The 14,603-nt window shown below is 50.2% G+C and carries 11 protein-coding genes; 4 read left to right on the top strand and 7 right to left on the bottom strand.

The window, feature by feature from the left end; translation table 11 throughout:
- Window positions 1-30: 30 nt before the first annotated feature.
- A complete protein-coding gene (locus tag DCC81_RS14640) occupies window positions 31-906 on the top strand; it encodes a DUF808 family protein (RefSeq protein ID WP_108687358.1) in 876 nt (291 codons plus the stop codon).
- Between the two features lie 103 nt (window positions 907-1,009).
- On the opposite strand, the gene DCC81_RS14635 is transcribed toward DCC81_RS14640, so the two are convergent.
- The 3 genes from DCC81_RS14635 to DCC81_RS14625 are packed head-to-tail and all read right to left on the bottom strand — an operon-like array spanning window position 1,010 to window position 3,914.
- The gene (locus tag DCC81_RS14635) at window positions 1,010-2,038 is read right to left on the bottom strand and encodes an ABC transporter permease (RefSeq protein ID WP_165806590.1); all 1,029 of its coding nucleotides are present in this window, start codon (window positions 2,036-2,038) and stop codon (window positions 1,010-1,012) included.
- The gene (locus DCC81_RS14630) at window positions 1,980-2,999 is read right to left on the bottom strand and encodes an ABC transporter ATP-binding protein (protein ID WP_108687356.1); all 1,020 of its coding nucleotides are present in this window, start codon (window positions 2,997-2,999) and stop codon (window positions 1,980-1,982) included. Before DCC81_RS14630 ends, DCC81_RS14635 begins: the two co-directional genes overlap by 59 nt.
- Window positions 3,000-3,053: 54 nt before the next feature.
- Window positions 3,054-3,914: a COG1470 family protein gene (locus tag DCC81_RS14625; RefSeq protein WP_108687355.1), complete on the bottom strand. Its 861-nt coding sequence runs from the start codon at window positions 3,912-3,914 to the stop codon at window positions 3,054-3,056.
- Between the two features lie 309 nt (window positions 3,915-4,223).
- On the opposite strand from DCC81_RS14625, the gene DCC81_RS14620 reads away from it, so the two are divergent.
- Window positions 4,224-6,794, top strand: coding sequence for a glycoside hydrolase family 2 TIM barrel-domain containing protein (locus DCC81_RS14620; RefSeq protein ID WP_165806589.1), 2,571 nt, complete (start codon window positions 4,224-4,226; stop codon window positions 6,792-6,794).
- A 48-nt stretch (window positions 6,795-6,842) separates the two neighbouring features.
- On the opposite strand, the gene DCC81_RS14615 is transcribed toward DCC81_RS14620, so the two are convergent.
- Complete coding sequence (locus DCC81_RS14615; RefSeq protein WP_108687353.1) at window positions 6,843-7,661, bottom strand: alpha/beta fold hydrolase; 819 nt, start codon at window positions 7,659-7,661, stop codon at window positions 6,843-6,845.
- A gap of 501 nt (window positions 7,662-8,162) precedes the next feature.
- On the opposite strand from DCC81_RS14615, the gene DCC81_RS14610 reads away from it, so the two are divergent.
- Both DCC81_RS14610 and DCC81_RS14605 read left to right on the top strand, forming a co-directional pair.
- A complete protein-coding gene (locus DCC81_RS14610; RefSeq protein ID WP_108687352.1) occupies window positions 8,163-9,164 on the top strand; it encodes a terpene synthase family protein in 1,002 nt (333 codons plus the stop codon).
- A 92-nt stretch (window positions 9,165-9,256) separates the two neighbouring features.
- Window positions 9,257-10,237 (top strand): terpene synthase family protein, encoded by a 981-nt coding sequence (locus DCC81_RS14605; RefSeq protein WP_108687351.1) that lies wholly within the window; start codon window positions 9,257-9,259, stop codon window positions 10,235-10,237.
- Window positions 10,238-10,413: 176 nt separating this feature from the next.
- Here DCC81_RS14605 and DCC81_RS14600 read toward each other — a convergent pair whose 3' ends face one another.
- The 3 genes from DCC81_RS14600 to DCC81_RS14590 form a co-directional block, all read right to left on the bottom strand.
- Window positions 10,414-11,892 (bottom strand): S41 family peptidase, encoded by a 1,479-nt coding sequence (locus tag DCC81_RS14600; protein ID WP_108687350.1) that lies wholly within the window; start codon window positions 11,890-11,892, stop codon window positions 10,414-10,416.
- Between the two features lie 64 nt (window positions 11,893-11,956).
- Entirely contained in the window at window positions 11,957-13,276 is a 1,320-nt protein-coding gene (locus DCC81_RS14595; protein WP_108687349.1) for a MutS-related protein, read from the bottom strand.
- Window positions 13,273-14,586 carry a MutS-related protein gene (locus DCC81_RS14590; RefSeq protein WP_108687348.1) on the bottom strand — a complete coding sequence of 438 codons (1,314 nt, stop codon included), beginning with the start codon at window positions 14,584-14,586 and terminating at the stop codon, window positions 13,273-13,275. Before DCC81_RS14590 ends, DCC81_RS14595 begins: the two co-directional genes overlap by 4 nt.
- Between the last annotated feature and the right edge of the window lie 17 nt (window positions 14,587-14,603).

Genomic DNA, 14,603 nt, shown 5'->3' with positions numbered 1-14,603 from the left:
TATCGCCGCGACCTATAATAACTACGACGTATGGCATCGGGCATCTTTGCAATCCTGGACGATATCGCAGCGCTGATGGATGATATTTCCGTTACTGCTAAAGTGGCAACACAGAAAACAGCCGGCATCCTGGGAGATGACCTGGCGGTGAATGCAGAGAAGGCAACGGGCTTCGTGTCCTCGCGGGAGCTGCCGGTGCTGTGGGCTATTACAAAGGGCTCCCTGTTAAATAAACTGATCATTATTCCCATTGCCTTATTGTTGAATGCCTTTGTACCGGTGGCCATGAAAATTGCACTGGTATTGGGCGGATTTTACCTGGCCTATGAGGGCGTGGAGAAGATCATTGAGTTCCTCTTTCACCGCTCCCATGAAAAGCCAGAACCGGTAACGGCGGCCACCCCGCAGCAACCGGACCTGGTAGCGGAGAAGGGAAAAGTGAAAGCGGCCATTGCCACGGATTTTATTCTTTCTATCGAGATCGTGATCATTTCACTGGGGTCTGTGCTGGATAAGCCGCTGGCCACGCAGGCGCTCACGGTGGCTATCGTGGGTGTGCTGGCTACGGCCGGGGTGTATGGTATTGTGGCGCTGATCGTGCGGATGGATGATGCAGGGTTTGGGCTGATCCGGCGGTCACGTGGGAAGGGGATCTTTGCCGCGATCGGGAGGTTGCTGGTGAAGGCGTTGCCAGTGATCATCCGCATACTGGCGGTGGTGGGCACGCTGGCGCTGGTGCTGGTGAGTGGAGGCATCTTTGTGCATAATATTGAATACTTACATCATGTACTCCCTGGGGTACCGGCGTTTATTACGGAGCTGATAATGGGGCTGGTTGCGGGGTTAGTGATGGTAGGGATGGTGAACCTGGCGAAGAGGATCGTGCGTGTGGTTAAGGAGAGATAGAGCAGCCCCGGTGGGGTGAACATGCAACGCGCCGTTTTGAGAGAGACGGGGCGTTGCATGTTAGGCTAAGGCGTGGTAAATACGCAGAATTACTGCGCCATTTTTAACTCCTGATCTCGCGCCGCATAAAAAGATAATAAGATAAGGCGAAGCAAACAGTTGTTGCTGCCAGTAGCCCGCTTACCTGTGGCCATACGATCATCAGGCTTTCTTTAAAGGGCAGCGGGGCCGGTACAGCGCCTGCCATCTGCTCCATGGTAACGGGGCCCAGGCTGCGCACAGAAGGCATGAGCAGCGTGGTGGTGGCATCCGTGTAAAGCTGGCTGGGCGCCACGCGGAGCAGGTCCAGGATCATATTATTATAGGCAATCACCTGGTCCTGTGAAAGGATGCCTGGATCTGCCGGCAGGATGGCCCGCACCACCAGCTTTACGATGATCTGGTAAAATACCGTAAGGAAGATCCATATGCCAATAGCCGTTAATGCCGCCGTGGCGCCCTGCTTGAACCGTACGGAGAGCAAAATGGAAAGTCCCAGCCAGAAGCCCACATACACCACACTTAACACCGTGAAAGCAAGTATGCGCAGCAGTTCCTGCGGCTCCATGCGCACGCCGGTAAAAACAAGCCCTCCTCCTATCATCAGCAGTTCCAGTGCCAGGAAGAAAACCGTCACCACCAGGCACGCGCTCACAAATTTGGCCAGCAGGAGATTGTCGCGGTACACCGGCTGCGCCATGATCCTGGCCAGCGTGCCATTTTGCTGTTCCGCATTCACCGCATCAAAACCAAGGCTGATGCCGAGCAGTGGCCCCAGGAAACTGATGAACACATGGAAAGGTGGCACCACGTTGTCTGTAACGGTGAGCAGTTTCAGGTAAAGAAAGTTGTGGTCCGGATCGTTCAGGTTGCCGGTGGCGGCGCCGATGGCAGAGAGTGACACGTACAGCGAAGCAATAAAGGTGAGCGCGATCAATGCCATCAATACAATGAGGCGCCAGCTGCGGATGTGATCTGCCACCTCCTTACGCACCATTACGCGGAACGGTGAAACAGTTGTATTGGAGCTCTTGTTATTGCTCCCTGTGTTTTTTAAAGAAAGTCCTTTGAAGGAAACCGGCAGACTTTTCATGGGTAATGTTTTCAGCTGCATTGTTTTCAAAATACTTTTGGTAGATCTCATCCAGGCCGTAGTCTTTTTTGTGCACGCCCGTGATGTCACAACCTTTTTCCACCAGCAGCCGCACAATGGAAGGCGTGATATCGCGTTCACAGGAAAAGGTGGCCACATGATCCTGCACCGCTACTTCTTTTACGCCATCCAGCGCGGTGAAGGCTGGCAGGAGCGGCCATGGCTGGGCAATGGCCTGCGCCAGTGTTACCGTGGTAACGTAGCCTTCCCGGGCCAGTAAGTTGCCAGAAAGGGTGTCAATATTGCCCTCCACTTCCAGTCTGCCATTCACAAAAAGACCTACACGGTCGCACACCTGCTGCACGTGGTGCAGGTGGTGGGAGGAGATCAATACAGTAAGGCCCTGCTGCCTGCTGAGTTGCCTGATCAATGCAAGGAAGTCCCTCACACCGCTGGGATCAATACCCAGCGTAGGCTCGTCCAGGATGATGACGGCGGGTTGTTTGATCAGTACATCCGCAAGGCCCAGGCGTTGTTTCATGCCACGGGAAAAGGTGGATGTTTTTTTATCCATATCACCTGCAAGGCCCACCAGTTCCAGGGTTGCGGCGGCCCGTGCTTTTAGTTCCTGCTCTGCCAGGCCATTCAGGCGGCCAATGTAGAGCAGGTTTTCCAGCGCGGTCATGTTATCGTAAAACCCTACGCTGTCCGGCATGTATCCCACGCTGCGTTTTACCGCGATGGGATGGCGGGTAGCATTATGCCCGCATACATGCACCGTGCCGGCAGTGGGTTCCGTAAGGCCCAGCATCATGAGGATGGTGGTGGTTTTGCCGGCGCCATTGGGCCCCAGCAAACCAAATATTTCCCCCTTGCGGATCACCAGGTCCAGGCCATCTACCGCTTTTTTCTTTCCATAGCATTTCGTCAACCCTTCCAGTTGTATGATAGGATCGTTCATCTGTAAAATGATCTGTTTTGTTGTTGCGGAATGTATGTGTAACAAGGCATGCTGTTACCTGCGGCCGTACCTGCGGATGAGGTAATACACCAGGCCCAGTGCCGCGAGGATCACCAGGATGCCGATCCACCCCGCCAGCAGGGAGGTTTTCACGGTAACGCGGAAAACAGCTTGCGCATTGCTTTCCGGGTTGCGTACGTTGAAAGTGGTGGCATAGTCGCCGGCGATGGTTTTGTCCGGCACACTCATTTTGGCAATCACCTCCTGCGACTTGTCGGGGTCCAGTTGCGTGATCTTGGCCGGGTCAAAGGTGCATTCCCATTGAGAAGGTAACTGGGCGGAGATGTCCAGGTCTTTCAAAGGCAGGGTACCCGTGTTCTTCACCGTGAGGTGGATCTCCTTGTGCGCGCCGGAAGTAACGTCATCGCTGAGGCGGCCGGTGGGCGTGGAGAGATCTACACCATAGCTTCCTTTCACCACCGCTTCCAGTGCCAGGGCCAGTGTGTCCCTGCCGGATACCGCGCGGACGGGCACCGTGTACTTACCAGGCTTGGTGCCGGGCGAGGGATTCATTTCAATGGAGATGTCCTCTGATTTTGCGCCCAGCAGGTTGAGGGCGGTAACCGGTGTGCCCTGGACCCGGAAGGCTACCATCCAGCCGGGCGGTGCACCGGCAGACAGCTCATAGACCACGGGCGTGGTGGCGGCGTTGTGCAGGGTGGCATTGAAGCGGAATGTTTCATTGACCGCCGCTTCGATGTTGATCAGCCGGACGGTAAATTCGGATTTAGCATCCGGGGCGGAGGCGGGTTGCTGCGCCTTCAGCATGGTGTGCCCTGTAAAAAAGACGATGCATAGCAAGTAGCGCGTCCAGTATGACTTGCGCGAGCGGGTAGGTAGAGATTCTTTTAACATGATCCAATAACTAAAATTTATAAAATGATAGTTTTCAAAAAATGTCAGTGGAATGTTGTTACCAGTGAGTGTGGTGGAACGGGGGCAAATTAAAAATGGACGGAATATTTTGGAAGTGGGCCAAAGAATTTTAACAAGTTTTTAAGGACAGGTAAGGGATGCCTTTAGCTGGTGTACCCCGGAACAGCTCGCGGCAGCGGGATGGTTGTTATAAAATGGCGCAAACGTTTGCCGTTGTTTAAGCCACCCGTTTACAGTAGGTTTCCTGCTGACACCTTCCATCCATCACCAGGGAAATCAATGACACACGTGAATATACTACGCCATAAACGCCCGGAACGGGCCACACGCACCTTTGCACTCCTCCTGCCACTGCTGGCAATGCTAACAGCAGCCCAAGCGCAAACCAACAGCCGGCAGGTCATTAATTTTAACAACGACTGGGAACTGTTCCGGATAGATTCCGCACAGCAGTTAAAAAGGGCGGTCAATACCCGGAACGGCAATTCGTTCGTATCGCAGTTCAACCAGGAAACGGTTACCAGTAAGCGGTTGCCGGCAGACAGCATCCGTGCGCAGGAAACACGGGAAGCGCTGTATGGATTTTCCGTGGAATACCCGGCAATAGCGCAAGCTGGCTGGGAGCCCATTTCATTGCCCCACCCTGCCCGGTATGAGCAGGAGCTCAATCCTAATGTAAATGGATTCACCGGGATCTGTTATTACCGCAAGACATTCCATCTTCCGCCCGGCAGCGCGGATAAACACAACTACATCCGGTTTGAAGGCGCCATGCATACAGCCACCGCCTGGATCAACGGGCGGTTCATCACCCAGCATGCGGGGGGGTACCTTCCTTTTAATGTTCCCTTAGATGGCAACGTGCATGACGGCGCCAATGAGATCATTGTAAGGGTGGACAACCGGGATAATGTTAACGTGCCACCGGGTAAGCCTTTGGCACGCATGGGCTTTTTGTACTGGAGCGGTATTTACCGCGGTGCATGGCTGGTAACGACGGACAAAATATTTATCACCGATCCAACAGATGCCAACACCGTGGCGGGTGGCGGTGTTTTTGTACGGCCGCAGCACATCTCCGCACGCAGTGCCGAAGTAGTGATCCGCACACAGCTAAAAAACCTAGCTGCACAATCATCCCCGGTTATTTTAAAGCAAACGTTGATCAATTCCGCCACGAAGGCCCGCTTAACCAGTGTGGTAAAAATGACAATAGCCGGCGGTGCTACGACAGATACCACGCAATCCATCACGGTGCCGCATCCTGCACTTTGGTCGCCGGATGCACCTCACCTTTACACCGTGGTTACGGAAGTGTGGCAAAACAAGCGGCTGGTGGATGAAATGCGCCAGCAGGTGGGCATCCGTAAACTTTCGTATACCCGTGCAGGTGGGTTTGAGCTGAATGACCGGCCGCTGCGCATTGTGGGCACTAACCGGCACCAGGATTTCCCGTTTGTGGGCAATGCCCTTACAGCGGCCATGCAGCAGCGCGACCTGAAGCGGATCAAGGAAGCAGGGTTCAATTTTGTGCGCTTATCCCACTACCCGCAGGACCCGTCTGTGTACACCTTTTGTGATTCCATTGGGCTGATGCTGGGCGATCCTATCCCGGGCTGGCAATTCTTTAATGCCAACGAGGTGTTTTCGCAACGGGTGTTCTCAGACATCCGGCAGATGATCCGGCGCGACCGCAACCACCCGTCCGTAGTGATGTGGGAAGTGAGCCTGAATGAAACCTACCCGGCAGACAGCTTCCGGATCGCTTCTTCACGGGTTGCCCATGAAGAATACCCGGGCGATAATTTCTTCACTGCCGGCGATACATATGCCGCCAAACATACCGCCTGGGATGTGCCCTACAATAGCTGGGAAGATCCGTTTGGAAGGCCGCAGGATGTACAGCCGGAACAACCAGGTTTTGTCCGGGAGTATGGTGATTATGAATTTGGTGGAGACCGCTCTACCACGCGCGTGACCCGGGCGGATGGTGAACAGGCCTTGTTGCAAAGTGCCTGGAACTTTCAATGGGAACATAACCTGCTTTCCGGCCCGCAGTATTATCCCTGGACCATTGGCGATGCCACCTGGGCATTCTATGACGGGTTTGAGGCTACGCATAATACTACTTCCAACTGGGGCTCTGTGGATATTTACCGCATTCCTAAATTCAGCTATTATTTTTTCCGGAGCCAGTTGCCCGCGCTGCAACCGGTTTTTGGTGCGGCCAATAAGCCGATGGTGTATATCGCTAACTGGTGGACGCCGGCGGACCAGCCCGGGAAAGTGGTGGTGTATGCCAATTGTGATGCGGTAGCATTGTACAGGAACGATACACTCATCCGGCAGCAACAGCCGGATCATGGCCCTGATACGGAGTATGGTGATTTTGATAAAGGTGGCCATCCTTTTGATGGAGGCAATGCCAGGCATTTAGCGCATCCACCTTTCACGTTTACGGATATACGCTGGCAACCAGGCACGTTGAAAGCGGTGGGGTATATCAAGGGCAAACCGGTGGCAGAGCAGGTTGTTCACTCACCTGGTGAAGCTACCCGGGTAGGGCTGCAGGATGATACGGAAGGCATCCCGTTGCAGGCGGATGGTGCAGATGCAGTATTTGTGCATGCACGGGTTATGGATGCGAATGGCACTGTTATTTGTACGGATAATGCAACGCAGGTGGCGTTTAGTGTGCGGGGTAATGGCAGGATGATCAGCCCGGCCGTGGTAACGGTGCGGGGTGGTATTGCATCTGTGCTGGTGCAGGCGGAGCGTGGTGGAGGTATTATTACGGTGACAGCAAGTTCCAAGGGACTGGGGAATGCTGATTTGCGGATCAATACTGTAAAGCAATAGGAAAGGGCGTTCCTGACGAACGCCCTTTCCATTTTATAAAGCAGATGATCAGCCTTTGATGAACGCCAGGATATCCGCATTGATGGTGGCAGCTTCCGTAGTAGGCATGCCGTGCGGGAAGCCCGGGTAGGAGATCAGTTTTCCATTCTTCAGCAGTTTCACCGCTTTAGGCGCCGCATTGGCATAGGGCACGATCTGGTCGTCTTCCCCATGCAGTACCAGTACGGGAATGTCAACGCTTTTCAGGTCTTCTGTAAAATCCGTTTCTGAAAACGCCTTGATACCGTCATAATGGGCTTTTACACTGCCCATCATACCCTGGCGCCACCAGTTGTCGCGCACACCCTGGGAGATCTTTGCGCCCTCGCGGTTATAACCGTAGAAGGGAATGGTGAGGTCCTGGTAAAACTGCGCGCGGTTAAAACCGGTACCCTGGCGGATATCGTCGAATACAGCTAAAGGCACGCCATCGGTGTTCTTATCTGTTTTGAGCATCAATGGCGTTACAGCGCTGATCAACACCGCTTTTGCCACTTTACCTTTTCCATATCTTGCTGTGTAGGCGATCACTTCGCCCCCGCCCGTAGAATGGCCCACGTGGATGGCGTTCTGCAGACCCAGGTGGTCGTAGAGCTGGGCTGCGTCTGAGATGTAGGTTTCCATGTCATGGCCTTCTGATACCTGGGTGGACCGGCCGTGGCCGCGGCGGTCATGGGCTATCACGCGGTAACCATGTTGCAGGAAGAACATCATTTGTGCATCCCAATCGTCGCTGGACAAAGGCCAGCCGTGGTGGAATACAATGGGCTGCCCGGTGCCCCAGTCCTTGTAGTAAATTTCAGTGCCGTCTTTTACTGTGAATTTCATGTTGGAAATTTTAGACTGGTGTCTATACTATTTGCACGCCAAGAATTAATTTATTAAAAATCAACTACTTATAAAACAAAGAAAGGATAGCTCGTTTACGACATTTCGTAAATTCGTTAAATAATGCGGAATCGTATCATCATCCGGCAGGTGAACTTAACAGCCATGCCATAATCCCTGGCCAATGCTAGCCCCAGGGAACTTCAACTGCCTCCCCAAACCAACCGACCCCAACCAATCGCTGACCGGAGACCAACAGGCCATCATTTTAAGCCCCCAATTTGTGCGCCACTGCGGTGGTATATCATGGAACGGAAGTTAACTTCAATTCAGCGGCTTTTTAACCCACAATTTCAACCGTTAAAATCAGCTTGCCAGGTCAAAATAGTCTCAAATAAATCGTCCATTTTCAAATTCAGTATCTACCCATCCCCTATTTCAAATTTAAACTCCCAGCAGCATTGATCTCTTATCATTAACCCTTAAATATGTTACGTAACCATGAATTTAGAAATGCTTTCCAAATTTCGGTATCCGTTCCCCACACTTAAAAATCCCTTTTCAGAGGCACTTCAGGAAGTAACAAACAACGAGTGGATAGACAAAGAATACCGCTGGTTATATTATAACGACGAATCTACGAGGTTAAAGTACAAGAAAACAAAAACAGCGCACATTGCCTCTCAATGGTTTCCTACGGCGAGCTACGAACGACTACAATCTGTATGTCGCTTCATGCTCTGGACGCTCTATAATGACGACATGTACGAAGAGGTCACCCCTGAAGAGATACGGCTGGTTCACACACAGACCATTGCAATATTGAATGGAACGGTAACCGCGGAGAAATCCGGCCTGCCACTTGGTCAGCTATTATCCTCTTTAAGGGAAGAACTATTAAAATACCTCTCCCCAACGTCATTGCAGCGTTTTGTTGTCGCTCTCAGCAGGTATTTCAGCGGGCTTGAACAAGAAATAGCTTATAAAACCAGGAGAACTTTCCCGGGTATTGAGGAATGCCTGGCCATCCGGGAAGACTCCCTGTGCCTCCGGCCCTTTCTGGAGCTGACAGACATAGAAACTGAACAGCCCTTACCGGATGAGATACACGATCATCCGGTAATACAACGCATTATTTCACTTGCCATACGGATGATGGTATGCTTTAATGAGGTACAGTCGGTGATAAAAGATGAAGCTACAGGCGGCATATATTATAACGTGGTGAAGGCAATTCAGCATAACCGGAATCTTTCCCTTGAAGAAGCTTGTTTAGAGGACTTACGTATTCATAACGAATACCTGAGAGAGTTCATACACCTTCAGTCCTTTCTGCCTGATTTTGGCCGCTGGCATGACCTGGTAGTAAATCGCATACACTATATCAGTATGACGCTCAGCGGCTGGAAAGCCGTTTCTTTTAACTTACCGCGCTACAATAGCAAGGAGGGGTTCCCATCTCTCGAAACCATCAAACAAAAAAACAGTAAAGTCGGCAGTTGAAGCCATCAGCTCGCAAGATCACCTGCAATACGACATTAGTCAGTGAAAGCCAATTGTACCTCCACATTTTCTAATAATTATAAATTTTTAGCATGAAACAAAAAGATGTTCCTGTTTTGCAATACCCCTGGCCATATGAAGTTGGCCCGTTCGCTGAATCATTCAACCAAGAGGAAATTAACTGGATCGACACGGATTATACGTTCATGTCCGAAACAACAAGGCGTAAATACAAGGGGCATGGCTTAGCACAGGCAACATCATACATGTTCCCGGGTGCAAGGAGCATTGAGCAAATACGCCCCATTGCCAGGTTTATGATATGGTTAACGTTATACGATGATTACCATGAAATTTGCCCGGTTAATGAATTGGCCGGTATCCGGGATCATATCATAGCGGTAATGCTTGGCGAGAATCCCAGGCCGGATGATATTGGGCTATTAAGACAGGTCGCTTTGAGCAGGGAAGAATTCCGCCCCTATGTTAATAATAACTGGTTTCAACGCTGGGCGCAATCTTTCTATGATTATACTACGTACGGAATCATGGAAGAAACACCTTACAAACTATCCATGCAATTCCCCACTTTAAATAACCTGTTGCTGATCCGTGAATATTCAATCTCCATGTATCCATATGGAGACCCGGTCGAGCCTTCCATTAATTTTATTGTACCCGACCATATTTCAAGGCATCCGGTTATCAAGCGATTGAAAATGCTCATGTGCCGCATTATGGCGATCCAGAATGACTTTGCATCGATAGAAAAAGAGCTGGCGGTCGCTACTGAGGTGCTCAACGTAATTCTTGTAATCAAACATCAATATAAGATCTCAATAGAAGAGGCCTTAACTGAGGCAATGCGTATACACGACGATTATGTAGCAGAATTTGTAGAACTACAAAACAATCTTCCCGACTTCGGCTCATACCAAAAAGACATTGACCGGTTTGTTCACTATATGACTTTGATGATTTCCGGTTTGGGAGCATGGTATCATAAGGGTCGCTCTACGCGTTACAAAGCACCGGGTGAGTTTCCTAAACCCGAATATGGTCACGGGGTATAGCCACCGGAAAAGTATGGGAGTTTATGCGAGGGCAGGTAAAAGATACAGTGTCGGGATACACAAAATTTATGGGCTTGGCTGAAAGCCCACAATTTTGTGCAAAAAGAGGTTGTCTCAAACGAGACAACCCTCTTTTGTCCGGGTACCTGACTTCCGTTTAAGTATAAAAAATCTCATCACTTCCTGCCTCGAATCAAATCCAATGTATACTGAATCTCCGGATCTTTTCCTGCATGGATATACTCCTCAAATGCCTCAAACGTCAACTCCTTATCCGGCACACACCCCCTCCCTTTATCCTCCTTCGCTTTCATAAAATATACTTCGCTCATCGGAACAGTCAACTTACTTTTTGTTTTAGGCAGCGTATACGTATTGAACCAGGCCGCCGTAGTGGAAGCCTCTCCGCTACCGGTTTCGGTGCCCACCAGCACACCGCGCTTGTTATTTTTAACCAGCGCAGCAAAGTAGGTGGCCGCGCTTACCGTGCCACCGCTGATCAGCACATACACATTCCCTTTAAAGCTATTCTTATCGGGCGGGTAGTTGGAAATGGAACCTTCCGTCAGGCGTGCATTGCCATAGTAAAACCCTTTTGTGCTGTCGTAATCGAACCGTTGTTTAAGGAAGTTCTCGGTCTGTTTTACTTCCTCCTCTCCCATTTTGGTTCCGTAACTATTCAACAGGTTTTCCGGATCATGCATTTGTATGTTCTTGGTGCGGTAATTGAAAACATTGTCGAACGGGCGTAAGGCCACAAAGGAATACAGCAACGCAGACATATTCGGGTTGCCGCCCCCGTTGGACCGGATATCGATGATAACGTTGCTGATATTGCGTTTTTTCACTTCCGCGAAAAAATCGCTCAACTCTTTGTACATCGCATTTTCCTGCAGCATGAATGTAAGCACGGTGAGGATGGCGGTAGATTCCTGCTCCTGGTATTCCTTCGTTATATAGGCACGTTTCAGGAAACTATTAAAGGGCAGCTCTCCCAGGATCCGGTTGTGGTAGCCGGTTTTAGCGTCTACCGCTTTCAGGTTTACCGTAGTGGAATTTTTAGCCCCATACTCCTTGTATACTACGTCGTAGCTGGCGGCTTCCGGGAAAATGAGGCTGATGAACAAACTAAGGTTTGTGGCGGTGCGATCGGCGCCCGTTCTGATGAAGCCATCGCTATAAGTGGCGTAGCCGATCTCACTGAGCAGCTTTGCGGCGGGCATTTTATTAATACTCAATATCTCCGCACCGAAAGGAATGGTTTCTCCTTTGGCATTCACAATGATCCTGTCTTTAAAAGTGGTGGTGGCCAGCGGAAAGTGATTCATTCCATACAATGCGTCCACCACACGCTCCTCATCATAATCCAGTTTCAGGTGCACATCATTAAATAACTGTATAGGAGAATACCGTAAAGCGCTTAGCAGCGACGGATCTTTATCCAGCCGGTTCATCAGGGAATCCATTTTATGGTTAAACGTAACGGTATCCGTAAACTTATAAGGATTGGGATGCTGCCGCTTCAGCAGCTCAACTGCATATTTAAAATCATCCTTCAAATCCTGCCTGGTAAAGCCGGTGAAAGGCTGTACCTGGGCCATGGCAGATGTGGAGAGCAGGGACATAAGTATCCCTGATGCAAATATTTGCTTCATGTTATTGGTGATTTAAAAAAGTGGCATATTGCCGCGATAGGATCAGGTGAGCGTTTCCCCGCCGTTACATTTTATTGATAAGCGCAATAATTCCCTCGTTTTCGATGATCATCATACCCTGCCGGTCTTCGGTAATACCTTCGTGCAAAACATAGGTATACCGGGGCACATTTCCTTCCAGTACAGTAGGCATAAACCGGAACTGCACATTGGGCAGGTCTTTCAGCGCTTCCCCTACTTCAATGATATGGGTGGATACAATGAACAGGCAATTGTTGTATTCGGAGAACCCTTCCGTAACCGCCAGGGTTCCATCAAAGGCGTCTTTCACATTGGTGCCCTTAAACAATTCGTCAAACATCAGCAGCAGGTGCTCGCCGGTAGCTGCCGCCAGGGCCGCATCCTTCACCCTTACCACTTCTGCATAGAAATGACTGTAGCCCATGGCGATGTTGTCGGCCACGTTGATGCTGGAGAAGATGCCATCGCGTACCGAAAATATCATTTCCGAAGCTGCTACCGGGAAACCGATGTGCGCCATGTACATGCCGATGCCGATAGATTTCATCCAGGTAGACTTACCAGCCATATTGGCACCGGTAAGGAACAGTACATTGCTGCCTTCCTGCATTTGCAGGTCGTTGCCCACGGCTTTCGCAATGCAAGGATGCCGGAGATTCCGGGCATGGAACAGGTTTTCTTCTTTCTCCACCGCTGTTGGATAACAAAAATTCCGCTCCCGCGACACGTGGCCAACGGCGATGTATACGTCTGCTTCAGCAATGAACTTCAGCACCTCCTTCATGGCTGCGTTGTGTTTGTTGCGCAGCAGGAAATCATACGCCGATACGGTGCTGGTAGACATCGACTTGTAGATGTCGCTGTCCAGGATCCTGCGAATATCCTTCTGATGCATGATATCCAGTAAGGATTCCACCCGTCCTTGTAAAGGACTGTTCTCCCGCTTCAGCAACTCCAGCAATCCATAACACTTTTTCAGCGTTATGATCGTTGCCTGCAACTGCAGTAACGTGTTCTTGTAACGGGTGTCTTTGGTGAGGCCCGCCAGCACCTTTTGCAGGTACAGGTCCACCGTTACCGCCCATTGCGAACGCTCAGCCGTAGTGTCGATATACTCCCGCATGAGGGCAACCTGGTCAGCCTCAAAAGGAAATGTAACACCCTTTGCTGCGAAAAATTTAAAGATCGCTACCCGCTGGTTGATAGCGGCGGCATCGTTCAGCGGATGGGAAAACATCTCATCCATCAGCTTTTCGCCGATCCGTGTTCTCACTTTATTGAATAGAAAATATACTGATCCCTGGCGGAACTTCCCCATCAGGTTCAACTCTCCTACCGATTGGCGATCTATTTTAAAACTCATAATTGCTTTTTTAACTTTTTCCCGCCTTTGTTTCCCTGCTTAAGAATGTCCATTATACCTTCGTTATTAATAATGATCATTCCATGCTTATCATTGGTAACGCCTTCCAGCAGGGTATACGTATACTCAGGTACAGCTCCGTTCATGATGGTAGGAAGAAAGTAAAACGCGGCGCTTTCACTTTTCCGCAATTCGTCCGCCGCTTCTATAATATGGGAGGAGATGATGAACTTACTGTCTTTCCGGTTCATAAACGCATTACAAACAGCCAGGGTTCCTTCCAGTGCATCCTTCACATTCGTACCCCGGAACAATTCATCGAACAATACAAACAGTGATCTTCCTTCACTGAGCTCCTGCCCTATTTTCTTCACCCGCAACACCTCTGCGTAGAAATGGCTGGCGCCTATGCCCAGGTTATCAGGCAGATTGATCGTTGTATATACGCCATCCATCACGGAAAATTCCATGGCCGCCGCGGCTACCGGGAATCCCATATGCGCGATATACACGGCAGTACTGAACGAACGCAGGAAGGTGGATTTGCCGGCCATGTTGGCTCCTGTAAGAAAGACCAGGTTACAGGAAGGCGCCATATATAGACTATTGGCCACCGCGTTTTTTAAAAGTGGATGGTATACACCGTCCACTTTTAAAATGCTGGTTCCCTTTGGATGCACCACGGGGAATACCATGTTGTGTTTCAGCGTAACCTGGGCCACGGAAACATACACATCGATATGATAAATAAACTGCAGGAGTTGCAGTACTTTCTGCTTTTCCTTATTACGGATCAGCACATCGAAAGCGGTAACAGCGGCAAAAGATATCCTCGCATTGGGCCTCTCGTTGAACACCGGTAGAAAAGCCGGGTCGTTCAACACCCCGATAGCTGCCAGCCGTTCTTCCTCCAATTCTTTCACCCCGGTTATTTCCGCTGACTCCAGGTACTTCCTGAGCGTGTGAAAAAGATCGATGATCGACATGATTCCATTCTGTACTTCCTTTTCACTGAGCGATACTTTTGTGCCACCATCCGGGTTATCATCGAACGAAATGTATTTCTCTGCCTGGTCCAGCATGGCGCCATCGAAAGGGAAAGTGGCCTTCATTTTCACGAATGCAGTAATAATATTGATCCGCTTGATGATCGCTTCCCGGTTGTTCAGCGGCTTCCTGAACATAGCTTCCATGATGGTTTGCCCGCCACGGGTATGGGAATGATTATAAATATCGTAAATGCCCTTTGTGTCTGCCTTCGAAAACAAGCGCAGATCATCCATCGTCTGCATATCTGTTTGCAAATACATAATTATATTTTTTATAA

The organism is Chitinophaga parva (assembly GCF_003071345.1).
Classification (GTDB): domain Bacteria; phylum Bacteroidota; class Bacteroidia; order Chitinophagales; family Chitinophagaceae; genus Chitinophaga; species Chitinophaga parva.
Note: the sequence above shows the minus strand (reverse complement) of the source record. Positions and strands in the feature narration are given on the sequence as shown.